The 24,438-nt window shown below is 34.3% G+C and carries 29 protein-coding genes and 2 tRNA genes; 17 read left to right on the top strand and 14 right to left on the bottom strand.

Translation table 11 applies throughout. The annotated features are described in order from the left end of the window. The first annotated feature begins 36 nt into the window (after nucleotides 1–36). The 4 genes from EL158_RS08720 to EL158_RS08710 are packed head-to-tail and all read left to right on the top strand — an operon-like array spanning nucleotide 37 to nucleotide 897. On the top strand, nucleotides 37–183 hold the full coding sequence (locus EL158_RS08720) for a hypothetical protein (protein ID WP_225532219.1): 147 nt from the start codon (nucleotides 37–39) through the stop codon (nucleotides 181–183). Continuing rightward, nucleotides 156–377 (top strand): hypothetical protein, encoded by a 222-nt coding sequence (locus tag EL158_RS08715; protein ID WP_027304263.1) that lies wholly within the window; start codon nucleotides 156–158, stop codon nucleotides 375–377. Before EL158_RS08720 ends, EL158_RS08715 begins: the two co-directional genes overlap by 28 nt. Before the next feature lie 50 nt (nucleotides 378–427). After that, nucleotides 428–553 carry a hypothetical protein gene (locus EL158_RS08840; RefSeq protein ID WP_269470923.1) on the top strand — a complete coding sequence of 42 codons (126 nt, stop codon included), beginning with the start codon at nucleotides 428–430 and terminating at the stop codon, nucleotides 551–553. Continuing rightward, nucleotides 547–897, top strand: coding sequence for a (Fe-S)-binding protein (locus EL158_RS08710; RefSeq protein WP_027304264.1), 351 nt, complete (start codon nucleotides 547–549; stop codon nucleotides 895–897). Before EL158_RS08840 ends, EL158_RS08710 begins: the two co-directional genes overlap by 7 nt. A 33-nt stretch (nucleotides 898–930) precedes the next feature. On the opposite strand, the gene ciaI is transcribed toward EL158_RS08710, so the two are convergent. Beyond that, entirely contained in the window at nucleotides 931–1,497 is a 567-nt protein-coding gene (gene ciaI / locus EL158_RS03430) for an intracellular survival protein CiaI (protein ID WP_027304265.1), read from the bottom strand. A 66-nt stretch (nucleotides 1,498–1,563) separates the two neighbouring features. Between ciaI and EL158_RS03425 the strand changes: the two genes are divergently transcribed. The 7 genes from EL158_RS03425 (at nucleotide 1,564) to EL158_RS03395 (ending at nucleotide 8,231) form a co-directional block, all read left to right on the top strand. Beyond that, nucleotides 1,564–1,965 (top strand): hypothetical protein, encoded by a 402-nt coding sequence (locus EL158_RS03425; protein WP_027304266.1) that lies wholly within the window; start codon nucleotides 1,564–1,566, stop codon nucleotides 1,963–1,965. Between the two features lies 1 nt (nucleotide 1,966). After that, entirely contained in the window at nucleotides 1,967–2,983 is a 1,017-nt protein-coding gene (locus EL158_RS03420; RefSeq protein ID WP_027304267.1) for a DUF8374 domain-containing protein, read from the top strand. Between the two features lie 62 nt (nucleotides 2,984–3,045). Next, nucleotides 3,046–3,828, top strand: coding sequence for a capsule polysaccharide transporter KpsM (gene kpsM, locus EL158_RS03415; RefSeq protein ID WP_027304268.1), 783 nt, complete (start codon nucleotides 3,046–3,048; stop codon nucleotides 3,826–3,828). After that, a complete protein-coding gene (locus EL158_RS03410) occupies nucleotides 3,825–4,487 on the top strand; it encodes an ABC transporter ATP-binding protein (RefSeq protein ID WP_027304269.1) in 663 nt (220 codons plus the stop codon). The genes kpsM and EL158_RS03410 overlap by 4 nt, the downstream gene beginning before the upstream one ends. 2 nt (nucleotides 4,488–4,489) lie before the next feature. Then, complete coding sequence (locus EL158_RS03405; RefSeq protein WP_004277129.1) at nucleotides 4,490–5,611, top strand: KpsE/RkpR family capsule polysaccharide export protein; 1,122 nt, start codon at nucleotides 4,490–4,492, stop codon at nucleotides 5,609–5,611. 1 nt (nucleotide 5,612) lies between these two features. Continuing rightward, nucleotides 5,613–7,271 (top strand): polysaccharide biosynthesis/export family protein, encoded by a 1,659-nt coding sequence (locus EL158_RS03400; RefSeq protein WP_027304270.1) that lies wholly within the window; start codon nucleotides 5,613–5,615, stop codon nucleotides 7,269–7,271. Between the two features lie 9 nt (nucleotides 7,272–7,280). Continuing rightward, a complete protein-coding gene (locus EL158_RS03395) occupies nucleotides 7,281–8,231 on the top strand; it encodes a KpsF/GutQ family sugar-phosphate isomerase (protein WP_027304271.1) in 951 nt (316 codons plus the stop codon). A gap of 1 nt (nucleotide 8,232) precedes the next feature. On the opposite strand, the gene EL158_RS03390 is transcribed toward EL158_RS03395, so the two are convergent. Both EL158_RS03390 and tgt read right to left on the bottom strand, forming a co-directional pair. Further along, a tRNA-Arg gene (locus EL158_RS03390) sits at nucleotides 8,233–8,309 on the bottom strand. Nucleotides 8,310–8,345: 36 nt separating this feature from the next. Next, nucleotides 8,346–9,464 (bottom strand): tRNA guanosine(34) transglycosylase Tgt, encoded by a 1,119-nt coding sequence (gene tgt, locus EL158_RS03385; RefSeq protein ID WP_027304272.1) that lies wholly within the window; start codon nucleotides 9,462–9,464, stop codon nucleotides 8,346–8,348. Between the two features lie 29 nt (nucleotides 9,465–9,493). On the opposite strand from tgt, the gene EL158_RS03380 reads away from it, so the two are divergent. The 6 genes from EL158_RS03380 to EL158_RS03355 all read left to right on the top strand — a co-directional run bounded on the left by EL158_RS03380 (nucleotide 9,494) and on the right by EL158_RS03355 (nucleotide 15,781). Continuing rightward, on the top strand, nucleotides 9,494–10,891 hold the full coding sequence (locus EL158_RS03380; RefSeq protein ID WP_027304273.1) for a COG3400 family protein: 1,398 nt from the start codon (nucleotides 9,494–9,496) through the stop codon (nucleotides 10,889–10,891). Between the two features lie 169 nt (nucleotides 10,892–11,060). Next, on the top strand, nucleotides 11,061–12,317 hold the full coding sequence (gene murA / locus EL158_RS03375; RefSeq protein WP_027304274.1) for a UDP-N-acetylglucosamine 1-carboxyvinyltransferase: 1,257 nt from the start codon (nucleotides 11,061–11,063) through the stop codon (nucleotides 12,315–12,317). After that, complete coding sequence (locus EL158_RS03370; protein ID WP_027304275.1) at nucleotides 12,314–13,480, top strand: molybdopterin molybdotransferase MoeA; 1,167 nt, start codon at nucleotides 12,314–12,316, stop codon at nucleotides 13,478–13,480. The genes murA and EL158_RS03370 overlap by 4 nt, the downstream gene beginning before the upstream one ends. 163 nt (nucleotides 13,481–13,643) lie before the next feature. After that, a complete protein-coding gene (locus tag EL158_RS03365) occupies nucleotides 13,644–14,993 on the top strand; it encodes an MATE family efflux transporter (protein WP_034955993.1) in 1,350 nt (449 codons plus the stop codon). A gap of 64 nt (nucleotides 14,994–15,057) precedes the next feature. Further along, a tRNA-Gly gene (locus tag EL158_RS03360) sits at nucleotides 15,058–15,132 on the top strand. 19 nt (nucleotides 15,133–15,151) lie between these two features. Further along, the gene (locus tag EL158_RS03355; protein WP_027304276.1) at nucleotides 15,152–15,781 is read left to right on the top strand and encodes a YggS family pyridoxal phosphate-dependent enzyme; all 630 of its coding nucleotides are present in this window, start codon (nucleotides 15,152–15,154) and stop codon (nucleotides 15,779–15,781) included. 9 nt (nucleotides 15,782–15,790) lie between these two features. On the opposite strand, the gene flaC is transcribed toward EL158_RS03355, so the two are convergent. The 11 genes from flaC to rpiB all read right to left on the bottom strand — a co-directional run bounded on the left by flaC (nucleotide 15,791) and on the right by rpiB (nucleotide 24,386). Next, a complete protein-coding gene (gene flaC, locus EL158_RS03350; protein WP_027304277.1) occupies nucleotides 15,791–16,540 on the bottom strand; it encodes a flagellin C in 750 nt (249 codons plus the stop codon). Between the two features lie 29 nt (nucleotides 16,541–16,569). Then, on the bottom strand, nucleotides 16,570–17,043 hold the full coding sequence (locus EL158_RS03345; RefSeq protein ID WP_027304278.1) for a DUF4149 domain-containing protein: 474 nt from the start codon (nucleotides 17,041–17,043) through the stop codon (nucleotides 16,570–16,572). Continuing rightward, complete coding sequence (gene prfB / locus EL158_RS03340; protein ID WP_027304279.1) at nucleotides 17,040–18,152, bottom strand: peptide chain release factor 2; 1,113 nt, start codon at nucleotides 18,150–18,152, stop codon at nucleotides 17,040–17,042. Before prfB ends, EL158_RS03345 begins: the two co-directional genes overlap by 4 nt. 77 nt (nucleotides 18,153–18,229) lie before the next feature. Further along, on the bottom strand, nucleotides 18,230–19,633 hold the full coding sequence (locus EL158_RS03335) for a DUF8374 domain-containing protein (RefSeq protein WP_167541487.1): 1,404 nt from the start codon (nucleotides 19,631–19,633) through the stop codon (nucleotides 18,230–18,232). Nucleotides 19,634–19,647: 14 nt separating this feature from the next. Beyond that, on the bottom strand, nucleotides 19,648–19,776 hold the full coding sequence (locus EL158_RS08835; protein WP_263864754.1) for a hypothetical protein: 129 nt from the start codon (nucleotides 19,774–19,776) through the stop codon (nucleotides 19,648–19,650). Between the two features lie 52 nt (nucleotides 19,777–19,828). Further along, entirely contained in the window at nucleotides 19,829–20,932 is a 1,104-nt protein-coding gene (ychF, locus tag EL158_RS03330; RefSeq protein WP_027304281.1) for a redox-regulated ATPase YchF, read from the bottom strand. Next, entirely contained in the window at nucleotides 20,929–22,380 is a 1,452-nt protein-coding gene (locus EL158_RS03325) for a leucyl aminopeptidase (RefSeq protein ID WP_027304282.1), read from the bottom strand. Before EL158_RS03325 ends, ychF begins: the two co-directional genes overlap by 4 nt. Continuing rightward, the gene (locus EL158_RS03320) at nucleotides 22,377–22,994 is read right to left on the bottom strand and encodes a DedA family protein (protein WP_225532304.1); all 618 of its coding nucleotides are present in this window, start codon (nucleotides 22,992–22,994) and stop codon (nucleotides 22,377–22,379) included. The genes EL158_RS03325 and EL158_RS03320 overlap by 4 nt, the downstream gene beginning before the upstream one ends. Nucleotides 22,995–23,074: 80 nt before the next feature. Beyond that, the gene (gene apt, locus EL158_RS03315; RefSeq protein WP_027304284.1) at nucleotides 23,075–23,623 is read right to left on the bottom strand and encodes an adenine phosphoribosyltransferase; all 549 of its coding nucleotides are present in this window, start codon (nucleotides 23,621–23,623) and stop codon (nucleotides 23,075–23,077) included. Next, nucleotides 23,620–23,952, bottom strand: a complete 333-nt coding sequence (locus tag EL158_RS03310; RefSeq protein ID WP_004277112.1) for a hypothetical protein — start codon at nucleotides 23,950–23,952, stop codon at nucleotides 23,620–23,622. The genes apt and EL158_RS03310 overlap by 4 nt, the downstream gene beginning before the upstream one ends. Further along, nucleotides 23,952–24,386, bottom strand: a complete 435-nt coding sequence (gene rpiB / locus EL158_RS03305) for a ribose 5-phosphate isomerase B (protein ID WP_004277111.1) — start codon at nucleotides 24,384–24,386, stop codon at nucleotides 23,952–23,954. Before rpiB ends, EL158_RS03310 begins: the two co-directional genes overlap by 1 nt. Nucleotides 24,387–24,438 lie beyond the last annotated feature (52 nt).

The raw sequence follows: 24,438 nt of genomic DNA, 5'->3' as shown, positions 1-24,438 counted from the left end.
ATTACTTAGCAAAAAAATTTAGATAAAAGTGTCAAAATGGCAAAATTTGGTTTAAATTTAGCTCAATTTGGTCAAAAAACCCTAGGCAAACAAACACTGAAAAAACTAAGCCTAGGTCTTAATCAAAAATTTCACACCCCCATAGTGCCTATTTTATGCCTAATGCAAATCATCACGCTCTAAATTCAAACCCTAAAAGTGAAAAAAGCGTGATTTATCTAAGCTCTTGTTTAAATAGAGCCTTTGCGCCCTCTTCTTTGGCTAAGGACAAAAGAGCTTTGCAAGAAGTGTTTGAAAGTCTTTGTAAAAAGGCTGATATTAGCGTGCTTTATCCTGAAAATATCACTCGGGAAAAGCCTTTAAAAACTACACCATAAAAACGCCCAAGCTTAATCCCTTAAAGTCATTTAAAGACGAGCTTTTAAGCTTGAGTGAAAATGGCAAAATCCCTTTAGTGTGCGATCATAGTGCGTGTAGTGCGGAGCTAGTTTCAAAATTAGACAAAAGGCTAAAAATTTACGATATGAGTGAATTTATTGAAAAAAAATGCTAAATAAGCTAAATATTAAGCCACTTAACGAAGATATAGGGCTTTATGCTGTATGCTCTGCTAAAAAATGCGGTTTTGATGGGTCCTTAAGAAAACTAGCTCAAATTTGCACGAAAGGCAAGGTTTATGAGCATAGTCAAACGCATTGCTGTGGCTTTGCTGGAGATAAGAGCTTTATAAAGCCTAAATTAAACGCTAACGCTCTTAAAGATTTGAAAAATTATTTTGCAAATTTAAAAATCACAAGATTTTATTCAAGCTCAAGCACCTGTGAGATAGGACTAAGCGATACTACAAGACATTCTTGGCAACATTTAATTTATTTATTAGATGAATTAAGCGATTAAATAAGGGAGGAGGATTGGCTCCCCTTACAAATTTTAAGCGTAAAAATCGAAATTTGAGTCTTTTTGTGTAGCGTTTTGTTCTTGTGCTTTTTCTTGCATTTTTTCAAGCTGTTTTTTCATCTGTTCTAAAACCTCATCGAGTAATTTTTTACTATCTTCTAATAAGGTTGCATTTTGCTCCTTGCTTGGAGTTTGATTTTTATTAAGCAAATTTTCTAGCTTATTTGTAAAGCCGTTCATAATGGCGTTTTGATGATTTTCATCTTTTGGAGTTGGGAGGACATTTGCCATTTGCATAGCACTTTGTATCAAATCTTTTGGCTTAAGCTCCCCAACCTTAGAATTTGCTAGGAAATTTTGTATCATAGGCTCAACTTCCTTCATCGCGTCTTTAATCTCGTCAAGTTCATTTTGTGTGAGTTTAGAACCCTCAAAAGTAAAGCTAAATCCATACTCTCTTTTTAAGCTCAAATTTTTAGAATTGTCGTCTTTACTATAATTGATACTTTGATTATCATACATATCAAGGCTTAGTTTTTTGCCACTTTTAGTTGTGTAGTCAAGGGAGAAATTTTGATTTTTACTCACATCAATTTGCATTTTAGCTCCTTTAAATTTTATAAAGCATATCGGCATTTTTTTAAAAAAATTAAGTATAATTTTTCAATGAACGAAAAAATTTTACATTTTTTACAAAAAAATAAGCTTTTATCCTTGTCGGTGTGTGATGATGAGGGTGTTTATAGTGCTAGTGCTTTTTATGCTTTTGATGAGGAAAATTTAGCCCTTATCATCGCCTCATACGAAGAAACTAAGCACATCAAACTAGCCTCCAAAAATCCAAATATCGCCGTAAATATCGCTAAAGAAAGCAAAATAGCCCTTTTAAAAGGCATACAAGCTAAGGCTATCTTTAAAGAAGCGACAAAGAAGCAAGAGGACATTTATTATGCCAAATTTCCCTTTGCGAAACTTAGTAATGCTAAAATTTATGCCTTAAATCTTAGCTGGGCTAAGCTCACGGATAATACCCTAATGCTAGAAAAAAAACTTGAATTTAAGAGGTAAAATGAAACTTGCAATCTGTTTTATGGGACATTTAAGAACTTATAAGCAAACTTATGAAAGCTTTTTGGAAAATGTATTAAAACCAAATTTAGAGGATGTAATGTGGGAGGAAATTGACATTTTTATCCACACTTGGGATACTTTTGAAAAGGCAAATTTTGCTTGGCACGAACAAAATAAAAAAATGGACGGGGTAAAAATTACCGAGCAAGTAATCTGCGAAGTGAAGCAAATTTATAAGCCCAAAAAAATGCTTGTTGAAACCTTAATGCAAGATAGAGGTATGCACCTTTCCATAGAAAGGTCTCAAAAACTCGCCTTAGAATATGAAAAAGAGCAAAATATCTCTTATGATTATATTATGGTTACAAGACCTGATTTATACTTTCACACGCCTTTAATTTTAAGCTCCTTTATCAACGCCTATCAAAAAGATGAAGCCTTAAAAAGCGTCTCTTTACCCAAAAAGCACATTTTCGCCGCACATAATACCTTTGGAAGAATGCTTGTCGATGATAGAAGATTACTTTGTGAGGGAGATTTATTATGGTTTGGTAATATTAAGCCCTTGCCACTTATCTTAGATGTTTTTAATCCACAAAAAATTTTTCTTATCCCTATTAATTATATTCTTCATAGAGATTTTTTCTTACAAAGAGAGAATTTTAGACTAGGCTGGGTCGATAAAGATAGCACTTTAACAGCTGTAAGCGTGATAAAATCGCATCTAAGCTATCAAATAGGCGAAATAGCTATGCAATGTGAAAGTTTTAAAGAGCGCTTTTTTCTTATTTTTACTTTAACAATTATCAAGAAAAAATTCAACAATCAAGAAAAAATTAATTCAAATTATCTTTATTTATCTCTTTGCAAAGACTACCCAGAATTTATCAAAATCAAAAACTCCCCCACCTACAAACTAGGAGCTAAAATCATAGAAATTCATAAAAAAAGTGGTGATTTGGGCTTAATCAATTTTATTTTATTTAGGCTTTTATCTTATAAAAAAAGCCTTTAGCTTTTTGTTAAATTTTTTTCTTTATAATTGGAGCTTTATTATAAATAAGGAATTGCGTTTTAATGCTAAATGTCATTTATGCTTTATTTTTTAGAGAGCTTAAAACTCGCTTTGGTGCGAATCGCTATTTAGGCTATATTTGGGTCGTAGGAGAGCCTTTGAGTATAGTTTTGGTGATTACGACCATTGTTACGATTATTAGGGAATATCATCATCAAGTTATGCCCGATGGAATTTCTATTTTTATGTTTTTAATCTCTGGCATAGTGCCTTATTTTATGTTTAGAAGTATAGTAACGCAGCTTATGAACGGCATTAGTGCAAATTTGGGACTTTTTGCCTATAAGCCCGTTAAGCCTATCCATGTTTTTATCGCTAGGACTATGCTTGAATTTTGCATTTATTTTGTGATTTTCTTTTGCGTTTTGTTTATAGCGGGGTGGTTTTTACGCTTTGATGTTTTGCCTGTGTATTTTTTAAATGTCATGTTTTGCGTTTTTTTATTGATGCTTTCTGGCTTTGTTTTGGGACTTTGCTTTGCGATACTAAGTCATTTTTTTGAAATTTTAAAAACGCTTTTGATGTATTTTAGTATCGTTTTTTATTGGTCTTCTGGGGTGATTTTCCCCACTTGGCTTATGCCTAAGCCCTTGCTAGACCTTTTTTATTATAATCCTTTGCTTCATATTATGGAGCTTTTAAAATATAATTTTTTTGATTCCTACCCTTTACAAGATGATTATAGCTACACTTATCCTATAGTTTGCATTATGCTTTTACTTCTTGTGGGACTTTTTTTCTATCATCATAATAGACAAGCCTTAACCGCAGCGAGAAAGCAATGATCAAGCTTATCAATTTAACCAAATCTTACCCACTTTTTGCAGGCGGAAGACACTATGTTTTTAAAAATTTTAGTTTTGAATTCCCTGAAAATTGCAGTATAGGCTTAATGGGTGGAAATGGTGCAGGTAAATCAACTCTAATGAAACTTTTAAGCGGAGCGGAACTTCCAGATAGAGGCAAAATTATCACAAACAAAAAGCTCTCCTGGCCCCTTGGCTTAAGCGGTGGCATACAAGGCTCACTTAGTGCAAGAGATAATGCCAAATTTGTCGCTAGAGTTTATGGCTATAAGGGTGAAGAATTGCTAGAAAAAGTTAAATTTGTCGAAGAATTTGCTGAACTTGGTAAATTTTTTGATGAGCCGATGAAAAACTATTCTGCTGGTATGGGAGCAAGGATAACCTTTGGACTTAGTATGGCTTTTGACTTTGATTATTATTTAATAGACGAGGCTGGGGCTGTGGGCGACCCTCAATTTAGAGAAAAAAGCATTAAGCTTTACAAAGAGAGGCTTTCACGCTCTAAGGTCATTATGGTTTCACACAATGTAGCCGAAATTAAAGAATGGTGTGATAAAATTATTTTTATGAAAAATGGAAAAATTACGGTTTATGATGATGTCGATGAGGGCATAGCTGTATATCAAGGAAAAGCATAATTATGAAAAAAAGTAAAACTTTAATAGACAAGATTAAGGATTTAAGCATTTTAGATTCATTTAAAATCGTATGGTTTTTGATGATTTTTGTAGTGATTTATTATGTTTTTATCGCAGCAGATCGCTATGTAAGCTCGACTAGTCTTAGTGTGCGTTCCACTAGCGGAGAAAGTATTCAAGCTGGCGGGATCTTATCTTTACTTAGCACCACTTCAAATAATAATGAAGATATGAAATACCTAAGAGGCTATATCCACTCTCTTGATTTGCTTAAAAAACTAGAAGAAAGCATTAAGCTTAGGGAGCTTTATCAAGAACAATTTGTCGATTTACCCTACCGCATTTTTGATTCTAGCTCAAGCGAAAGCTATCTTAAATTCTTTAAAAGTCGCGTTAAACTTAAAGTCGATGACAAAACAGGTCTTTTAAATGTCGAAGTTGAAGCCTTTACCCCAAAATCCGCTCAAATCATCGCTCAAAGTATAGTCGAAGAAAGTGAAAAATTTATCAATGAAATTTCTCACAAAGCAGCAAGAGAGCAAATGCGTTTTGCCGAAGAGGAAGTTAATACTTACAAAGAAAGATACCTAAAAGCACAAAATGCTCTCATAGCTTTTCAAAACAAATATGGGGTTTTTGACCCACTCAAACAAGCCGAAAGTAAATCAAAGCTAATTGCGCAAATTGAAGTAAATTTGGCTCAAAGAGAGGCTGCACTTTTAAATTTACAAAGCTATATGAATGATAGTGCACCTGAAGTTGTAGCGTTAAAAGCTGAAATTGGAGCTATTAAAAAACAATTAGAACGCGAAATGGCAAAAATTTCAGCAAACAATTCAAATACCCAAAAACTCAATGATATGGCTGCGAAATTTCAAAACCTTACCATAGAAGCAAAATTTGCTCAACAAGCCTATGAAACCGCACTTAAGGCTTATGAAAGTGCAAGGATAGAAGCCGCAAGAAAAATTAAACAACTCGTCATCGTGCAAAGCCCAAATTTACCAGAAAGTGCGAGGTATCCAGAAAGACTTTATGGCATACTCACAGCTTTTTTAATTTTATCTTTAATTTTTGGCATTACTAAATTTGTAAAAATGATTATAGAGGAGCATAGATATTAAAATGAAAAAAATAGCTTTATTATTGACAAGTTTTATTTTGGCTTTTGGCGCAGTCGATGTATCGCAAATTATAGGCGTTAATGAGGGTGCAACTTATGATAGTAACGCAAGTTCGGCTTATTCTCAACGACAAAATGAAAATAATGTAAGCGCCTCAAATATAAACCCTATGCAAGTTCCTGTTTTTGGCTCACACCTTTTTAATGGCAATTTTAAAAATTACACACAAAGGGTTTATAATCCAGACTATAAAATAGCCGTTGGAGATCAAATAAGCCTTAAAATTTGGGGTGCTGTGGAATTTGCACAAATTTTGGTAGTCGATTCTCAAGGGAACATTTTTATCCCTAAGGTTGGAGCTGTAAATTTGCTAGGAGTGAAAAATAGCTCCTTAGTGCCTATAATCAAATCAGCCGTCAATAAAATTTATAAAAATAATGTTTTCGTTTATGCAGATATGAACGCCTATCAAAACGTTAGCGTTTTTGTAACAGGAAGCGTAAATGCTCCAGGTCTTTATCAGGGTCTAAGCTCTGATTCCATCATACAATATTTAGATAAGGCAGGTGGGATCAACTTAGACTATGGTAGCTTTAGAGAAATTCAAATTTTAAGAAATAATAAAATTATTAGAAATATAGATTTATACAATTTCTTACTTAAAGGACAATTAGAGCTTTTTCCTTTTAGAAGTGGAGATGTCATCTTAGTAGGAAATGTCGCTAGCTATGCCTTTGTAAGTGGAGATGTGCAAAAACCCTTTAGATTTGAACTAGGAAGTGATATTAAAACACTAAGCGATTTAGCCAGAATTTCAGGAGCAAAACCCATAGTTACAAACGCTGTGGTAAGAAGCTACGCAGACGAGCATAAGCTTGAGGTAAAAGCTTTTAACAAAACGCATTTTTCCAAAGTAAGCCTAAAAACAGGCGATGAAGTCGAATTTCGTCCGGAATACATCAGCACAAATATTAGCATTAAAATTCGTGGAGAACACGATGGCTTAGGCACTTTAGTGGTTAAAAAGGGGACAACTTTAGAAGATATCTCAAGGTTAATTATGGCAAATTCAATGTCAAATATGAAAGCCCTACAAGTCTTTAGAAAAAGTGTCGCTAGAACACAAAAAGAACTCATCGCAGCCCAGCTTAAAGAGCTTGAGACCTTAGCATTAACTAGCTCTTCTGTCAATTCCGAGCAAGCAGCTATCCGTGCTACACAAGCTAAAACTATACTTGAATTTATAGAAAGAGCCAAAAAGGCTGAGCCTAAAGGACAAATCATCATTGAAGATGCAAATTCCTACAAATCTTTAATTTTAGAAGATGGTGATACCATTAATATCCCAAGTAAAAATAATCTTGTTATCGTTCAAGGTGAAGTCTCTTTACCCGGAGCCTTTGTATATGGTAAAAAAGAAGATTTAAGATATTATATTAATTTAGCTGGAGGATATAGCGATAGAGCAGATACCTCAAAAGTGCTTGTAATACGCACAAATGGCAAGGCGGAAAAATATCGCTCTGGTATAGATGTAAAAGCGGGCGATTCCATTTTGGTGCTTCCAAAAGTTGATAGTCAAAATTTGCAAATTTTTTCTATGCTAACGCAAATTCTTTATCAAATAGCCATAGCCACAAATGTCGTGGTTAATCTCTAAGGAAGCAAGATGAAAGAAATGCTCAAAATAGCCAAAGAGGTCTTTGAGATAGAAGCAGAGGCGATTAGAAATTTAAGTGAAAATTTAGATCATAATTTCTCAAAAGCCATTAAGCTTATTTTAAATATAAAAGGGCGTTGCATTATAAGCGGTATGGGTAAATCAGGGCATATAGGTGCCAAAATCGCTGCCACACTAGCTAGCACAGGAACTCCAAGCTTTTTTATGCATCCGGGCGAAGCCTTACACGGGGATTTGGGAATGATAACAAGCGAAGATGTTTTAATCGCCATTTCAAATTCAGGTGAAACAGAAGAGCTTTTAAAAATTATCCCAGCAGTAAAAAGAAGGCAAATTCCCCTCATCGCAATGTCTGGCAATGTCAAATCAACCCTCGCCAAGCAAGCTGAAATTTTTCTCAATATAGCCATCAAAAAAGAAGCCTGCCCTCTACAACTCGCCCCTATGTCCTCCACAACAGCCACTTTAGTAATGGGAGATGCCATAGCAGCAGCCTTAATGAAGGCTAGAAAATTTCAGCCTGATGACTTTGCGCTTTTTCATCCGGGTGGGAGTTTGGGACGAAAGCTTTTAACTAAAGTTAAGGATTTAATGGTTAGCAAAAAACTCCCTATCGTAAATCCTCAAACCGAATTTAATGAACTTGTCGATGTGATGACAAGTGGAAAACTAGGACTTTGCATTGTTTTAGAAAATGATAAGCTTGTTGGAATCATTACAGATGGAGACTTACGCCGCGCACTTAAGGCAAATGCCAAACCTAGATTTGACTTTAAAGCTAAAGAAATTATGAGTCATAATCCCAAAATCATCGACCAAGAAGCTATGGCAACAGAAGCTGAACAATTAATGTTAAAACATAAAATTAAAGAAATTGTTGTGGGTAAAAATGGAAGAGTCGTGGGCATTATCCAACTTTATGCGATAGGAAATGTTTGAGTGGCGCGCTCTAGAGGATTCGAACCTCTGACCTTTTGAACCGCAATCAAATGCTCTATCCAGCTGAGCTAAGAGCGCAAATAAAAACGAGATTATACAAAAATTTACTTAAATTTAGCTTCTTTTTGCATAAAATTCTCTCTTAAATTCGCTAAATTGATTTTTCATTATGGCTTCTCGCATTTGCTGAACTAAATTTAGATAATAATGCAAATTATGCAAGCTAGCAAGCCTAAAAAAAGTCAATTCCTTAGCCCTAAAGAGATGATTTAAATACGCCCTTGAATAATTTTGACAAGTATAACACGAGCAAGTTTTGTCGATGCTTTCATTATCATTTATAAATTCAGCCCTTTTAATATTAAATTTCCCAAAACTTGTAAAAAAAGTGCCATTTCTAGCATTTCTTGTCGGCATCACACAATCAAACATATCCACCCCACGCTCGACATTTTCCACCAAATCTTCAGGAGTCCCTACACCCATTAAATATCTAGGACGATTTTCGTCCATAAAGGGGGTTAAATTTTCGACTACCTCATACATTAAAGCATTTTCTTCACCTACACTAAGTCCTCCTATGGCAAGTCCGTCAAAGTCCATCTCACAAAGCTCTAAGGCACATTTTTTCCTTAAGTCAAATTCCGTCCCTCCTTGGATAATGCCAAAAACATTTTGAGTTAAGCCCTCACCCTCATTTTGCTTAAATTTGTGATAATCAATAGCCTCTTTTGCCCATTTTATCGTTCTTTCAACAGAAAGTTCCACCCTAGCTCTACTTGAAGGCAAAGCGACCAAATCGTCTAAAACCATACAAATATCGCTATTAAAATCATACTGCGTTTCAAGCACAGATTGAGGTGTAAAAAGATGCAAACTCCCATCAATATGACTTTTAAATTTAATACCTTCTTCAAAATGCTTTGAATTTTTACTTAAAGAAAAGGCTTGAAAGCCACCACTATCTGTCAAAAAACTATACGGAAATTGCGTAAAATGATGCAAACCACCCAAATTTTTAATCACTTTTGAGCTAGGACGCAAATAAAGATGATAGGTATTTGCTAAAATAATTTTTGCTTTTAAAATTTCGCTCATATCATAAGCATCGAGGCTTTTTACCGCTGCTGCTGTGCCAACTGGCATAAAAATGGGCGTTAAAAATGAACTATGTGCCGTTTTTATCTCACAAACCCTTGCATTATTGTCTTTATACTTTAGTTTAAATTCCATTTGCTATAATTTCCTTTTTGGAGTGTAGTATGAATCATATTTTAATTATTATCGATGGTATTTTAGCAAAGCATTTCTTAGAAAGGCTTTGCTTTCAAAAAAGCTTGAGTTATTTTTTCACCATCGTTTATCAAAAAGATGAAAGCGTTAATTTAAAAGAAGAAAATGAATTTTTAGAATTACATCAATTTGACCCTACAAGTAGTGCAAGGCTTGAGCGTATTATGAAGCCCTACAAACAAGCTTTTATCTATATGCAAGACGAATTTGAGACAAAAAAAACTTACGAAGTTTTAAGGGGGCTTGATTTAAATTTAGAAATTAACATTATGGATTTTTGGGGACTTGGTATCAATGATAAACTCTGCCACCTCATTGATGCAAGAATGAATTTAAGCAAAAGACTCATTGATTTTTTACCAGATGTCGCACTCACAGCACAATATATCGGGCTTGGAGTGGGAGAAATTATGGAGATTAAAATTCCAGCAGGTTCAATTTTTGCTTATAGACACATAGGCTCAATCCAGCAAAAAAGATGGCGTATCGTGCTAGTGTATCGTAATGAAAAAATTCACTTCATTAAACCTTCTTTAATTTTAAAACCGGGAGATAGCATTTTAATCGTAGGCGATCCTGCTATTTTACAAAGCGTTTTTCATAATGTAAAGGCTAGCACAGGACAATTTCCCGTGCCTTTTGGGACTAATATTTACACCATTATCGATATGAAAAATATGAGTCAAAACACACAAAAATTACTCCTAAACACTACCTTAAGCCTCATCAAAAAAACAAATGCAAGAAAATTTTTTATAAGAATTATCAATCCTACCTTAAATGCAATTTATTATGAGCTTAAAACCCTTGCCTTAGAATACGAAAATATCTTTTTTGATTTTGAAAATACAAATTTCAAAAAAATTCAAAGCTTCTTGGAGCAAAATGATGTAGGCGTTTTTATCACGGATTATAAGCATTTTGAAAAAGAAAAGAAAGAGCTTTTTGAGCTTAAAATTCCCATTTTAAAAATCGGCACACAAGACTTTGAAAGCCTTGAAAAATCAGTCATCTTAAGCTCTTATGAAAATGAAATAGAAAATCAGGCTAATGTGATTGTAGATTTAAGTAAGCAATTAAAACTAGAGGTAAATTTTTATTATTATCAACCAAATCATAAGGAAAATAACGAGCTAAAAGACTATGTTAAAAGCCTTTCTAAACTCTATGATAAAAATATAGAACTTTTTCAAAATCATACGCAAAATCCTATCTTAAATCTTGAGTATAGAGAGAATTTATTACAATTTGTCAGCTTTACCCCGGAGCTTTTAGAGTCTAATATTGGTCGAATTTGGAGTATGGATTTAAATAGAAACTATTATAAACTTAGCAAAAATTACCAACTTTTCATACCAATAAGCTAATCAATCTTCCATAGCATTTTGCGCTATATTGTAAATTTAACTTTTTTCTATGGAAGTTGAAGCACTTTTATTTTCCAACATTATCTTAATAATTTATTATTTTTTGGTATGATGAAAGAAAAAATAATAACAAAAAATTGTAATTTAGCATAATCAACAAGGAATTTATATGACCTATTTACAAATAGAAGGCACAAATCATCTAAGCGGAAGCGTTACAATTAACGGCGCGAAAAATGCCGCCCTACCACTCATCGTCTCAAGTATTTTAGCTAAAAATGAAGTCGTTATCTCGAATGTTCCTGAAGTCGAAGACATTAAAACCCTCATCTCACTCTTACAAAATTTAGGCGCTAAAGCAGATTTAAAGAAACACGAAGCCCTTTTAAATACCACAACACTTAATCAAACCACAGCTAAATACGACATCGTCCGCAAAATGCGTGCCTCTATACTCACACTTGGACCGCTTTTATCGCGTTTTAGACATTGTGAAGTGAGCCTTCCCGGAGGCTGCGCCATAGGACAAAGACCCATAGATTTACATCTTTTAGCCTTAGAAAAAATGGGAGCAAATATCCAAATCAAGCAAGGCTATGTAGTCGCAAGTGGAGCTTTAAAGGGTGCGGAAGTGCTTTTTGATAAAATCACCGTTACAGGGAGTGAAAATATCATTATGGCAGCAGCATTAGCAAGTGGCAAAACAAGGCTTTTAAATGTGGCTAAAGAGCCTGAAGTGGTGCAACTTTGTGAGGTTTTAAAGGAGGCTGGACTTGATATTAAAGGCATAGGTAGCGATGAGCTTGAAATTTATGGCACAAGTGGAGAGTGTTTAGAATTTAAAGAATTTGCCGTCATACCCGATAGAATAGAGGCTGGGACCTATCTTTGTGCGGGGGCTATTGTCAATTCTAAAATAAGCGTTTGTAAGGTTAATCCAAATCATCTAAGCGCCGCTTTAGCAAAATTAGAGCAAATGGGCTTTGGTATAAGTATAGAAAATGATAGCATTACCTTGCTTCCCGCTAAAGAAATCAAACCTGTGGAAATTCTTACAAGCGAGTATCCGGGCTTTCCTACCGATATGCAAGCGCAATTTATGGCACTGGCTCTTAGAGCAAATGGCACAAGTATCATTGATGAAAGGTTGTTTGAAAACCGTTTTATGCATGTCAGTGAGCTTTTAAGAATGGGAGCGGATATCAAACTTAATGGACATATTGCTACTATAACTGGAGGCAAAGAGCTAAACGCTGCTGATGTTATGGCGACTGATTTAAGGGCGTCTTCAGCACTCATCTTAGCCGCCCTTGCTGCAAAAGGCACAAGCAGGGTGCATAGAATTTATCATTTAGATAGAGGTTATGAGAATTTAGAAGAAAAATTTAAAGCACTAGGTGCAAATATCACAAGGCTTGAAGAATGAAAAATATTTTTGAAACCCTAGAGCTTTTAGAAAAGCATATAACGCCTTTAAAAGAAAGTGAAATTGTAAGTTTAGAAAACGCACTTGGCAGAGTTTTAGCCTGTGATTTATATGCGAAAAAGAATTTACCAAGCTTTGATAATGCGGCACTTGATGGCTATGCCTTTAATTATGATGATATAAACGCACCGCTAAAGATTATGGGAGTGATTTTAGCGGGTGATAAAACGCCTTATAAACTTGAGAAAAATGAATGCTTTAAAATAATGACAGGTGCTTTAATGCCTAAAAACGCAGACACGATCTTAATGCTTGAAGATGAAAATTTAGAAAATGGCTTTTTGGTGATTAAAACAAAGCCTAAGCGATTTAATGCCTTTCGTTTTAAAGGCGAAGAGCAAAAAGAAGGGGAGCTTTTACTCAAAAAAGGGCAAAAATTAAATGCTGCGATGATAACTCTGCTCGCCGCACAAGGAATTTATAAAATAAAAGTAATAAGAAAGCCTAGAATTGCCATTTTTTCAAGCGGAGATGAGCTCAAAGAGCCTTGGCAGATGTGCGACGAACTTAGTATTTATAATGCCAACGCTCTAGCCGTGCAAGCTCTGCTAAAGGACTATGATCCTTGTTATCTTGGCATTATAAAAGATGAATTTGATGCCACAAAAAAAGCTCTGCAAAATAATCAATTTGATCTCATCATCACAAGTGGAGGTGCTAGTGTAGGTGAGGCGGATTTTATGGATAGGGCTTTGAAAGAGCTTGAATTTAAAGAAATTTTTAATGAAATTAAAGCGCGTCCTGCAAAGCCAACTAAGCTTTATCAAAAAGATAATAAGCTCATCTTAATCTTACCAGGAAACCCTATGGCGGCTTTTCTTTCTTGCTTTATTTTTGCAACAAAGATATTAAATTTACTCAGTGGAAATTTAGAAAAAGGGTGCAAAATAAATGCCCTTATGGGTCAAGACTTAAAGCTTAAAGCGGGGAGAAATAATCTTATCCTAGGAAATTTAGAAAATGGCATTTTTACGCCTTTTAATAATAATCACTTTGGCTCGGCTATGATTTTACCACTTGTTAAAAGCACATTTTTGCTTATTAGCGATGAGAAGCAAGAAAGCATTTTAAAAGGTGAAAGTGTCCAGCTTATTTACCTTTAATTTGCTAAATTTGGATTAAATAACACCTATGAATTTTAGAAAATCAACTTACAAAAATATCTTATTTTCTTTCATCAAGCGTTATATTCTAGCTTTACAAAGTCTCCATTAGCCCCCTTAATATTTATCAAAAATTAACATTTTAAAAATATTAAGGATATTTATGTCAAATTTCAATCTTAGCCCTTTAAGGCTTTTTTGTAAATATGCCGTGCCTAATGTCATTAGCGTGGCTTTCTTTTCTGTTTATATTATTATTGATGGTATTTTTGTGGGGCAATATCTAGGTAGCGATTCTCTTGCTGCACTTGGTTTAGTAATGCCCTTTGTAATGATAAGTTTTGCATTAAGCGATATGATAGCCATAGGCTCATCGGTGCAAATTTCGATGAAATTAGCCCTAGCTAAATTTAAAGAAGCTAACCGCATTTTAACCGCAGCCTTAGCTCTTATTTTCGCCCTTAATACCCTTATGGCTTTTTTAGCCTATTTTATATCGCCACTTTTAATTTCTTTTTTGGATACAACGCCCCATATTCAAACGCTTTGCGAAGAAGTTGTTCTAGTTTTTGCCCTATTTATGCCCATTATTGCCCCTTATTTTGCCCTTGATAATTATCTAAGAATTTGCGGAAAAACAACGCATTCTATGATAGTAAATATCATCGTAGCACTAAGTAATATCATTTTGGATTATCTTTTTATCGTGGTTTTTGGTTGGGGTTTATTTTCTGCGGCACTGGCTAGTTGTATAGGTTTTACTCTTGGAACTTTTTTGGATATTTATCCTTTTTTTGGCCAAAAACTTCAGTTGAAATTTTCTACCCTTTATCTTTCTTTTAAAACTTTAAAAAATATTATTTATAATGGAAGTAGCGAATTTTTTAGCAATATCTCCGCTTCGATTTTTGGTATCTTTGCTAATCTTATCCTCCTTCATCTAGCAGGTGCGAAAGCTGTGGCTACCTACTCTATCATACTTTATATTGATAATTTTATCACTCTATTAACCCTTGCGATGTGTGAGGCTATGCAACCAGCCCTAAGCTATCATTTTGCCCAAAAAAATCTTAAACACCTCAAAGCCATACTTAAAACTATGTTTATTTTTACCCTTTCTTTTAGCGTTTGTGTTTTTATTTTAAATATATTTTATGGGGAATTTCTAGTGGGATTTTTTACCCAAAAAAATGATGAATCTTTTTTAGAATTTAGCACCAAAGCTTTATATATTTTTTCTTTTGTTTTTCTTATTGCTTGGTTTAATATCCTTATAGGCTCTGTGCTAACGGCTTTTAATAGGGCTTATTTTTCCCTCATTTTAAGTCTTATAAATAATCTTTTCGCACCTCTTATTTTTATCCTTACTCTGCCTTATTTTTTGGGCTTAAATGGAGTGTGGATTAGTCCATTTTTGGCTGATTTTTGCGTATTTTTCTTAAGTTTTTATTTTCTTAAAAAGAGTTTAAGCATAATTAGCCAATCGCAAATAGCAAGCAAATTTGCTCACTGATGCAAATTGGTAGGCTTTTTGCTTGACAAAATGATTTTTTTTATATTATAATTTCACTCTTTTTGCGGGAATAGCTCAGGGGTAGAGCACAACCTTGCCAAGGTTGGGGTCGCGAGTTCGAATCTCGTTTCCCGCTCCACTTTTAAGCTTAGGTCAAAATGAAATTAGAACAAATCTTAGAAAAAACAAAAAATGTCCGCCTTATAGCAGCAAGTAAGTATGTCGATGCTAACACTATCAAAGAATTTTATCATAAGGGCATTAGCGAATTTGGAGAAAATCAAGTCAAAGCCCTAAGTGAAAAAAAAGAACTTTTAAAAGATGAAAATTTAACAATAAAATGGCATTTTATCGGCACTTTACAAAGCAATAAAATCAATCTTCTCATCAAACAACGCCCTATTTTGTGGCAAAGTTGCAATTCTTTAAAATTAGCCAAAGCTGTTGATAAAAGACTCAATTACACCCTTGATACCCTGCTTGAAATTAATAGTGCTTTTGAGGAAAATAAAAGTGGGATCGAATTAAATAAAGCTTTTGAGGAATATTTGCAAATTCAAGAAGAGTGTAAAAATTTAAATCTTAAAGGTGTGATGTGTATAGGAACGCATAGTGATGATGTAAAAAAGATTCAAAAAAGCTTTGAGGACACTTACCGAATTTATGAAAAATTACAAAAACACGGTGCAAACATTTGCTCTATGGGTATGAGTAATGATTTTGAATTGGCTTTAAAATGTGGGTCAAATATGCTAAGACTTGGGAGCATACTTTTTAAAAGCCCTTAAAAAGGGCTTTTAGTATAAAAGACTAGCGATTTTAGACTGAAGCATAATATTGCTTTGTGCGGCTGCAAAAGCGGCGGCATTTTCTTTCAAATACGCTGCATTAAAGTCATTAACATTTTTTGCCATATCATTATTGAGCAAATTATTTTCTGCGGCTTTGGTATTGATGCTATTTTGCACACTGGAGTTAATGTTAGAAGTAAGGGCATTAATGCCAGATCCTATCTCACTCCTTAAACTTCCAAGTTGGTCAGTAAAGCTTGTAATGCTTTCTTGATTATCAATACTTAAGCCATCTGTGCTTAGGGAATTTAAATTTGTCGTCTCTGTCCCACTTCCTACCACAAATTCCATAGTTTGAAAAACATTTTTACCATTAAAGGTCGCGTTATTAAAAGAATCATTAATGGACTCTGTCAAACGCGTCGCCTCACCTCTTAGCATAGTTTTTTGCGCATCTGTCATAATGCCACTATTCATCCTTACAGAAAGCTCACTAAGCCTATCCGCACTTTGAGAGATATTTGTCAAACTCGCATCGGCAATTTGTAAAACTCCTATGGCATCATAGGCGTTTGCCACGCCCTGATCTATGGTGCTTGACTGAGATCTTAAAGAATCGGCAATTGCTAAATTTGCACTATCTATCCCACTAATAGCCCTCACCGCTGCGATATTTTCTAAAGCTTTATCTTGCGATTTTTGCGCATTATTTAAATAATGATTTTGCTGCATTGCATTAGAATTGTTAATTTTCATATCAATTACCTCCTTTAATTTTTCAAATTTTAGTCTTTTTTAGCTATTTTAAAGCTTAAAAAATACAAAAATATTTGCATACAAACGATAATTTTTATTACAACTTCACTTGCCTCGTGCATACTTTGAAATTCCGTTGTTTTAATGACGCTTTCGCCCATTTTTTGTGCTTCTAAAATATAAGCGGTAAAATAAAATACAAAAAATAAAGCAAGAATTAAAATGATGATAGAAAGAGCAAATTTGGAAAATCTTAGCTGAAATTTCTCCTCTTTTTTAAAAAAGTTAATAAGCTCATATAAGGCATTAAAAAGTGCTACTGCAAGTAAGACATAGCCCATTTTAACAAAAATATCACTCATCATAAGCCCACTTTGAAAATGGCTTAAAACATTTTCGCCAATTAAGTTTTGTGGATAAAAAACAACAGGTGCGACCACCACACCCAAAATAAGCTCCACACCTATCATAGCCGCAAGTAAAAAGAGATGAATTGCTCTCATTTTGCCTCCTTATTTTGTGCCTTCATTGCAATTAAAACACCCTCTATCATTTTTTTAATATCTCCGTCTAAAATTCCCTCCGCATTTGAAAAAGCCTCATTACTTCTTGTATCTTTGACTTGCTGGTAAGGAAAAAGCACATAAGAGCGGATTTGATGTCCCCAGCCCATTTCGCTTTTTTCTCCTGAATTTGCTACTGCTTCTTGCTTCATCAATTCAAGCTCGTAAAGGCGAGAACGAAGCATTTTAAAGGCTGTGGCTTTGTTCTTATGCTGGCTTCTATCATTTTGACACTGCACGACTATGTTAGTAGGGATATGAGTGATACGCACGGCAGATTCAGTTTTATTAACATGCTGACCCCCAGCTCCACTTGCGCGGTAAAAATCGATACGCAAATCTTTTTCCTCTATCTCTATCTCAATATCATCATCAAGCTCAGGACTTACCATAACGCTAGAAAAGCTCGTATGCCTACGCCCAGCACTATCAAAAGGCGAAGTTCTCACAAGGCGGTGAATTCCATTTTCTGCCTTTAAATAGCCGTAAGCATTTTCACCCTTGACTAAAAAACTCACATCTTTAAGTCCTGCTTCATCGCCTTCTTGGAAGTCCAAAGTTTCGACCTTAAAGCCTTCTCTCTCACAAAAACGCAAATACATTCTATAAAGCATGCTCGCCCAGTCGTTACTCTCCGTCCCACCAGCACCAGGGTGTATGGAGACAATGGCATTTTTATTATCATTTTCTCCGCTTAAAAGCATAGAAATTTCAAGACTTGTAATACTATCTTCTAGCTTTGGTGCGTCTTCAAAAAGGGCTTTTAAGGTCTCATCATCACTCTCGCTATTTGCCATATCAAAAAGCTCACTCGCGTCGTTTAAGGCGTTGAAAGCATTTTCATAGGCTTTAAGCAAATTTGTGATTTTGGTCTTTTCCTTACCCAAAATGGCGGCATTTTTGGCATTATTCCAAAAATTTGGATCATTTTCTTGCGTCTCAATCTCACTAAGCTTTACTCTAAGCTCATCAGGCTTTATGATGGAGGCTATGTTTTTAACCTTTTGCTCAAGGCTTTTTAAAAGTTCGCTAAATTCATAATTATCCATAGTTTTTCCTTAAAAATTGCATTGTAGCAAATTTAGTTTAAGGCTTTTCAAATCATCAATATTTTTCTACAAACGAATTAGCGTCCAAATTGCTTCTTTAAACTTAAAGCTCTAAAAATAAACCACATATAACCTCCCTTATACCAAGCTTTATGGGCTTTTATGAAAGCAAGTCCTAACTGGTAACTTAAAATTTGTTTTTCATTTTCATCACAAGGTAGAATGTTTGCTTCTTTTTTGTGCTTTTTAGCAATATAATTTAGCACAAAAGGAAGTCCTAAAAATCCCCAAAAACTTCGATAATTTTCTATGATAGCACGACCTAATTTGTAAGCTAGGTGCGTTTGTATAGGATTTTGCTTTTTTTGATGGAGTTCAAGCTTTAAATTTTTGATTTCAGCTTGAAGAGGGGCGATTTTAACTGGGTCCATTCTAGCATTATACTCCTCGATAATTTCCTTAAAAAGCACCACATCAGGGATAAGGTGAGAGAAATTATATTTTTCATCTATTTGCACTTCTAAATTTGCTAATACATTAAAATCATAATGGGCATCGATTTTAAAATTTTCATCTGGTTTTACGAGGAGAATTTGATTTGTTAGATTAGCAACATTTAAAGTGTTAGCATAATCAAGATCTAAAAAAACTCCAGCACTATCACTAGGTTCAGTTTGCTTTTCATTATCGGCATTGAAATACAAAAAACTCTCTTCATCTATACAAAAACCATCCTTTAATCCATGCATTACAAACCAATTGCTTCTACAAAATTTAACAATTTTAGTTTTTTGATTTTCAAAAATAAGACTTATGACACATCCACCATCAAACTCATCTAGCTTTCCATTCCATACTCCAAATCCTAACAAAATCCAATTTTGAAATTTCTTTTTAAACACCAATCTACTTTTTTTACTTAGCTTATATACTTCTTCTTTAAATAAAGAATTTTTTTTCACTTCTTTTTTAAGCTCATTAACATTTTCAAAAACATCCTGCAAAGTAGCGGCGAAAAAATTTGGAATTTGATTAATTTCTACATTTTCACTTTTAAATTCTTTTAAATTAAAAATAATATTTTGTCCTAATGTTTTCATTATAGATGGTAGTTGATGCCACCAATCATTAGTCTTAAAAAATTCTTTGATGCCATTTTCCTCATAATATTGTTGCATATTAATAAAATTGAAAGCATATTTTTTAATTTGCAACAAATGAAGATTATTTATCGCTCTAATTTTAGATTGTTCGTAATATTTATTTTTAAAAGGCTCTTCATATAAAGGAAATATAATAAAAAGTATAGGCTTATTTAAGCTAGCCAACATTTTGCAAAATAATTTAAAATCTCTTTGTATGGCTTCAAAAGACACACCATGAAGAGAACTTAATTGTTCATTAATATTTGTTTCTATAATAATTAATTTGGATTTTTCAATCAAATTTATATTTTTAGTCAAAGCATAAATTTTTTGCACACTTCGGCAACCACCTAAGGCAAAATTATGGAACTCCACCCCCCCCCCCCCCCGCAGGACATTAGGGCGTCCTTAAGTCCTTTTTGTAAGCCATTTTGCATAACGCTATTGCTCCCACCCAACAAAATAACATTTTTCATCATTTTTTTCCTTATATATTTTATTATCACCCAACACGCTTCAAAAATTTAATTTTCACACATTAAACCTAAAGTGCATTACATCGCCATCGCAAACGATGTAGTCTTTACCCTCAAGGCGTAATTTACCAGCTTCTTTGGCGCCATTTTCGCCCTTAAATTTAACAAAATCTTCATAACTTATCACTTCAGCTTTAATAAAGCCTTTTTCAAAGTCATTATGAATCACACTAGCCGCCTTAGGTGCTTTATAGCCTCTTTTTATCGTCCAAGAACGCACCTCGATCTCTCCAGCCGTAAAATAGCTAATAAGCCCCAACTTAGAAAAAGCCGTGCGTATAATCTGTGCCAAGCCACTCTCTTTAACTCCCAAAGAGTTTAAAAATTCAGCCCCCTCCTCATCACTCAAGCCCACAAGCTCCTCTTCTATCTTCGCACAAAGTTTTATGACTTCTTGATTGTTTTTCTTAGCATATTCTTTTAAGGCTAGGACAAATTGATTGTCCTTATTAATGCCCTCTTCATCGACATTTGCACCATAAATCACTTCTTTAGCACTCAAAAGTCTTAATTCTTTAATTAAATTTTGATAAAGCTCACTTTCTCTTTTCTCATAGCTACTAGCACTAAAGCCCTTATTTAAATGCTCTAAAAGTGCATTAGCAAGTTCTAAGGTCTCTTTTGCGCCTTTTTGATTTGCCCTTGCTTCTTTATTTAATTTTTCTATTTTTTTACTAAGCTGCTCAATATCCGCTAAAATCAGCTCAGTGTTGATAATCTCAATATCTCTAATAGGATCAACCCCACCCTCGACATGCGTGATATTTTCATCATCAAAACAACGCACGATGTGTAAAATCACTTCTGTTTCGCGTATGTTTGAAAGAAATTTATTTCCCAAGCCTTCGCCCTTACTAGCACCCTTTACAAGTCCAGCTATATCAACAAATTCTATGAGTGAGTGGAGAATTTTTTCAGGCTTTACGATTCTAGCCAACTCCTTCAAACGCTCATCAGGCACTTCAACCATAGCACGGTTAGGCTCTATGGTGCAAAAAGGATAGTTTGCACTTTGAGCATTTTGCGCTTTGGTAAGAGCGTTAAAGGTCGTAGATTTGCCAACATTTGGTAAGCCCACTATACCAACCGCTAAACTCATTTAGCTTTCCTTAAAAGGTAAATTAAGAAATTCACACACATTCTAACCCCTGCTGCACTTGCCCCATAGCTTTGATAACCCCAAGCCTTCTCCAAATAAGCAGGTCCAGCAATGTCAAGATGTAGCCATTTGTCCTTATACTCTTCGCGGATAAAACTATCTAAAAAAATTCCAGCCGTAAGAGCACCGCCATAGCGACTTGAGCTTGTGTTGCTTATATCAGCAATTTTAGATTTAATGAGTTCTCTTAAATGAGGATTAAAATGCAAAACGCAAGCATATTCGCCACTTTTTTGGCTCACTTCATAAAATTCATTTTGCAAATTTTCATTATTTCCCATAATACCACTTGTAAATTCGCCAAGCCCAACCACGCAAGCACCAGTTAAAGTCGCTAAATCAATAAGTAAATCAGGCTTTAAATCCTGTGCAAAAGAAAGACAATCAGCCAAAACTAAACGCCCCTCAGCGTCCGTGTTTCTTACCTCAATGCTCACACCCTCCCTAGAAAGTAGCACATCATCAGGCTTATAGGCATTGCCGCCTATCATATTTTCAGTCGCTCCCAAAATGCAATGCACTTCAAGTTCCAAATTTAACTCCGCCACAGCCTTTATAATCCCCATAGCAGCAGCCGCACCACTCTTATCTGCTTTCATCGTCAGCATATAATCAGCAGGCTTTAAACTAAGCCCACCGCTATCATAAGTCAGTCCCTTACCGACAAAAACGATTTTTTGCTTGGCTTTTTGATTTTTATAGCTTAGATGAATGAGCCTTGGTGGATATGCAGAAGCCCTATTAACCGCCAAAAAAGCGTTCATTTTTTCTTTTTCCAAAAATTTCTCATCATAAATTTTGCAAGTGATAGCTTTATATTCTTTTGCTAAATTTTGTGCATCTTCAGCCATTTTTAATGGAGTGTAAATTTGAGGAATTTCATTAACAATATCTTTTGTAAAATGACAAGCTTTTGCTAAAACCTCTCCTCTTTGAAGTCCTATTAAAGCCTCTTCTTTGCTAAATTTTTTAGCATTTAACTCCTCTTTAGAAAGTAAAATACGCTCTAAAGTGCTAGACTTTTTCTCGCTTTTATAGCGATTAAATTCATAATTTGCAAACCCAACGCCCTCCGCCATACAAGCAAAACTTCTTACTACGCAAGAGCCGACCACACTTTGACTTTTAATACTTTTAATATTAAGCTTTTCAAGGCTTTTAATCGCAGTAAAAAAAGCGAGTCTAATATCCTCATAATCTAAGCCTTTAAGCTCGACAAAAATTCTTTTATTAGCACTATCTAAGCAAACCCCATCACCCTTATAATTCATCAATTTAAAAAAATCTTTGTAATTATTTAATTGTTTTTGATTTTTCGCTTCGATAAAAATTAATTCAAAATCTGCTTTGATTGCATTTAAATTTTTTTCCACAAATTCTATTTTCATTTTTTTCTTTCCTTTTTCTTTAAAATTGCCTTTTCCATTTGTTTAAAACCAAAAAGTAAGAGAGATAAGAAACTTACAATGAGTAAGGCAGCCAAATACCAATGCTCCTTAGCCCACTTCAAAAAGCTTTGAATTAAATCACCAAAATACCATGCTAAAAGTATGGTTATCGCTGCCCATACCCAAGCACTAATGAGATTAATAAAGGCAAATTTTTTTGCACTATAACGCGTGATGCCTATACTCATCGGTATAATGGTGCGAAAACCATACATATAACGCTGGATAAAGATAATAGGCCAACCAAATTTTTGCAAAAGCAAATGTGCCACCGCGAATTTACGCCTTTGAGAATGGAGCTTTTTTTGAATATAGTTTTTATTATAACGCCCGATATAAAAATAAATTTGATCTCCCACAAAGCCACCAAGTCCTGCCACAAAAATAGCCAAAGCCACACTCATTTTTCCATCGTGTGCGGCAAGCCCCGCAAAGATAAGTCCTAGCTCTCCCTCTAAAATGCTCCAACAAAAAAGTATCGCATAACCCCAAGTCTCCACATGATCATTCCAAATACCAATAATGAATTCTTCTAAAGAAAAATCGTTTTTCATCAAACCATAAATCGCATAAGCAATTAAACAGAGCAAAGCAAGAAAAATAAAAAATTTTAACGATTTTTTCATTTCTCCTCCTAAAATTCCAAAACGCTATAAACAGGACAAAGAGCATTGAGCTTTTTCCAACCATTTAAATCTTTTAAATTAATCAAAAAGCAAGATTCCACACATATACCTCCAGCTTTTTGAATTAATTTATAAGAAGCCAAAGCCGTGCCTCCTGTGGCGATTAAATCATCTACTAGCAAAACTTTAGCTTTTTCCACACCTCTAAAAGCATCTTGATGAATTTCAATGGTATCGCTACCATATTCTAAATCATAAGAGCAACTAAAGGTTTTATAAGGAAGCTTGCCCGGCTTTCTAATCGGCACAAAAGGCAAATTGAGTCTTGCGCAAATCATAGAGGCAAAAATAAAACCCCTACTCTCCGTCCCAACAATAAAATCTAAATTCATATCCTTGTATCTATCTTCTAAGTGCTTGAGTAAAAAGCTAAGTGCTTTTGTGTCATTAAGAAGTGTCGTAATGTCTCTAAATATAATCCCTTCTTTTGGAAAATTTGGGATAACCCTAATACTTTGAATAAGAAAATCTCTTTCTTTTTGACTAAGTTCTTTCATAGTAATGCCTCAATTTTTGCTTCTAGCTCTTTAATTCTTTGTCTTAATTTGTCATTCTCCAAACGATACTGCGAATTCCTCGTTCGAAGCGAAGTCAAATCAGCCTTAATTTTGTTAAGCTCCTCCGTTAAAATGTCAATATTTCCTAAACTTCTTTGAAGTTGAACTTGTAACTTTCTAATAACAATCTCTGTATCATCTAAGTTATTTTTGATAAAATCTTTAGAATTTTTTTCCTTGCTTAGTAAGGTTTTGTAATAAAATAACATCACAATGAGATAAATTGTCGCACAAATTAAAATCGTAAAAATAAACCATTGCGAAAACATCAATCTACCTCAATTTTTTGAATTCTTTTCATATGTCTTCCTTCATCAAAAGGTGTTTTGATAAAATTTTCAATCATATCCACAGCTAAATCAAACCCTACAAGACGCCCTCCAAAAGCCAAAACATTCGCATCATTATGCTTTCTGGCTAATCTCGCACTTAAGCTCTCGCTACACAAAGCACATCTTATATTTTTGTGCCTATTTGCTGCTATGGAAATTCCTATGCCAGAACCGCAAATTAAAATTCCAAAACTTTTTTCATCGATTTTACTAGTAAGCAAATGGGCAAAATCCGGATAGTCGCAACTTTTTTCATCGTTTGTCCCAAGATCGATGAAGGGAATTTGCACCTCTTTAAAAAAGGCACAAAGTTTAGTTTTAAGCTCATATCCCGCGTGATCACTTGCTATATAAAGGCGTTCTCTTAGCATTTACAAATCCAAAAATAAAATAACGCTCAAATTATAGCTTGTAAAAATTATC

The sequence above is a fragment of the Campylobacter upsaliensis genome, from assembly GCF_900637395.1.
Lineage (GTDB): Bacteria > Campylobacterota > Campylobacteria > Campylobacterales > Campylobacteraceae > Campylobacter_D > Campylobacter_D upsaliensis.
Note: the sequence above shows the minus strand (reverse complement) of the source record. Positions and strands in the feature narration are given on the sequence as shown.

Bases quoted from the DNA above. Each gene is read 5' to 3' on its own strand.
- EL158_RS08720 (WP_225532219.1), top strand. From the start codon at position 37: ATGGCAAAATTTGGTTTAAATTTAGCTCAATTTGGTCAAAAAACCCTA.
- EL158_RS08715 (WP_027304263.1), top strand. From the start codon at position 156: ATGCCTAATGCAAATCATCACGCTCTAAATTCAAACCCTAAAAGTGAA.
- EL158_RS08710 (WP_027304264.1), top strand. From the start codon at position 547: ATGCTAAATAAGCTAAATATTAAGCCACTTAACGAAGATATAGGGCTT.
- ciaI (WP_027304265.1), bottom strand. From the start codon at position 1,497: ATGCAAATTGATGTGAGTAAAAATCAAAATTTCTCCCTTGACTACACA.
- EL158_RS03425 (WP_027304266.1), top strand. From the start codon at position 1,564: ATGAACGAAAAAATTTTACATTTTTTACAAAAAAATAAGCTTTTATCC.
- EL158_RS03420 (WP_027304267.1), top strand. From the start codon at position 1,967: ATGAAACTTGCAATCTGTTTTATGGGACATTTAAGAACTTATAAGCAA.
- kpsM (WP_027304268.1), top strand. From the start codon at position 3,046: ATGCTAAATGTCATTTATGCTTTATTTTTTAGAGAGCTTAAAACTCGC.
- EL158_RS03410 (WP_027304269.1), top strand. From the start codon at position 3,825: ATGATCAAGCTTATCAATTTAACCAAATCTTACCCACTTTTTGCAGGC.
- EL158_RS03405 (WP_004277129.1), top strand. From the start codon at position 4,490: ATGAAAAAAAGTAAAACTTTAATAGACAAGATTAAGGATTTAAGCATT.
- EL158_RS03400 (WP_027304270.1), top strand. From the start codon at position 5,613: ATGAAAAAAATAGCTTTATTATTGACAAGTTTTATTTTGGCTTTTGGC.
- EL158_RS03395 (WP_027304271.1), top strand. From the start codon at position 7,281: ATGAAAGAAATGCTCAAAATAGCCAAAGAGGTCTTTGAGATAGAAGCA.
- tgt (WP_027304272.1), bottom strand. From the start codon at position 9,464: ATGGAATTTAAACTAAAGTATAAAGACAATAATGCAAGGGTTTGTGAG.
- EL158_RS03380 (WP_027304273.1), top strand. From the start codon at position 9,494: ATGAATCATATTTTAATTATTATCGATGGTATTTTAGCAAAGCATTTC.
- murA (WP_027304274.1), top strand. From the start codon at position 11,061: ATGACCTATTTACAAATAGAAGGCACAAATCATCTAAGCGGAAGCGTT.
- EL158_RS03370 (WP_027304275.1), top strand. From the start codon at position 12,314: ATGAAAAATATTTTTGAAACCCTAGAGCTTTTAGAAAAGCATATAACG.
- EL158_RS03365 (WP_034955993.1), top strand. From the start codon at position 13,644: ATGTCAAATTTCAATCTTAGCCCTTTAAGGCTTTTTTGTAAATATGCC.
- EL158_RS03355 (WP_027304276.1), top strand. From the start codon at position 15,152: ATGAAATTAGAACAAATCTTAGAAAAAACAAAAAATGTCCGCCTTATA.
- flaC (WP_027304277.1), bottom strand. From the start codon at position 16,540: ATGAAAATTAACAATTCTAATGCAATGCAGCAAAATCATTATTTAAAT.
- EL158_RS03345 (WP_027304278.1), bottom strand. From the start codon at position 17,043: ATGAGAGCAATTCATCTCTTTTTACTTGCGGCTATGATAGGTGTGGAG.
- prfB (WP_027304279.1), bottom strand. From the start codon at position 18,152: ATGGATAATTATGAATTTAGCGAACTTTTAAAAAGCCTTGAGCAAAAG.
- EL158_RS08835 (WP_263864754.1), bottom strand. From the start codon at position 19,776: ATGATGAAAAATGTTATTTTGTTGGGTGGGAGCAATAGCGTTATGCAA.
- ychF (WP_027304281.1), bottom strand. From the start codon at position 20,932: ATGAGTTTAGCGGTTGGTATAGTGGGCTTACCAAATGTTGGCAAATCT.
- EL158_RS03325 (WP_027304282.1), bottom strand. From the start codon at position 22,380: ATGAAAATAGAATTTGTGGAAAAAAATTTAAATGCAATCAAAGCAGAT.
- EL158_RS03320 (WP_225532304.1), bottom strand. From the start codon at position 22,994: ATGAAAAACGATTTTTCTTTAGAAGAATTCATTATTGGTATTTGGAAT.
- apt (WP_027304284.1), bottom strand. From the start codon at position 23,623: ATGAAAGAACTTAGTCAAAAAGAAAGAGATTTTCTTATTCAAAGTATT.
- EL158_RS03310 (WP_004277112.1), bottom strand. From the start codon at position 23,952: ATGTTTTCGCAATGGTTTATTTTTACGATTTTAATTTGTGCGACAATT.
- rpiB (WP_004277111.1), bottom strand. From the start codon at position 24,386: ATGCTAAGAGAACGCCTTTATATAGCAAGTGATCACGCGGGATATGAG.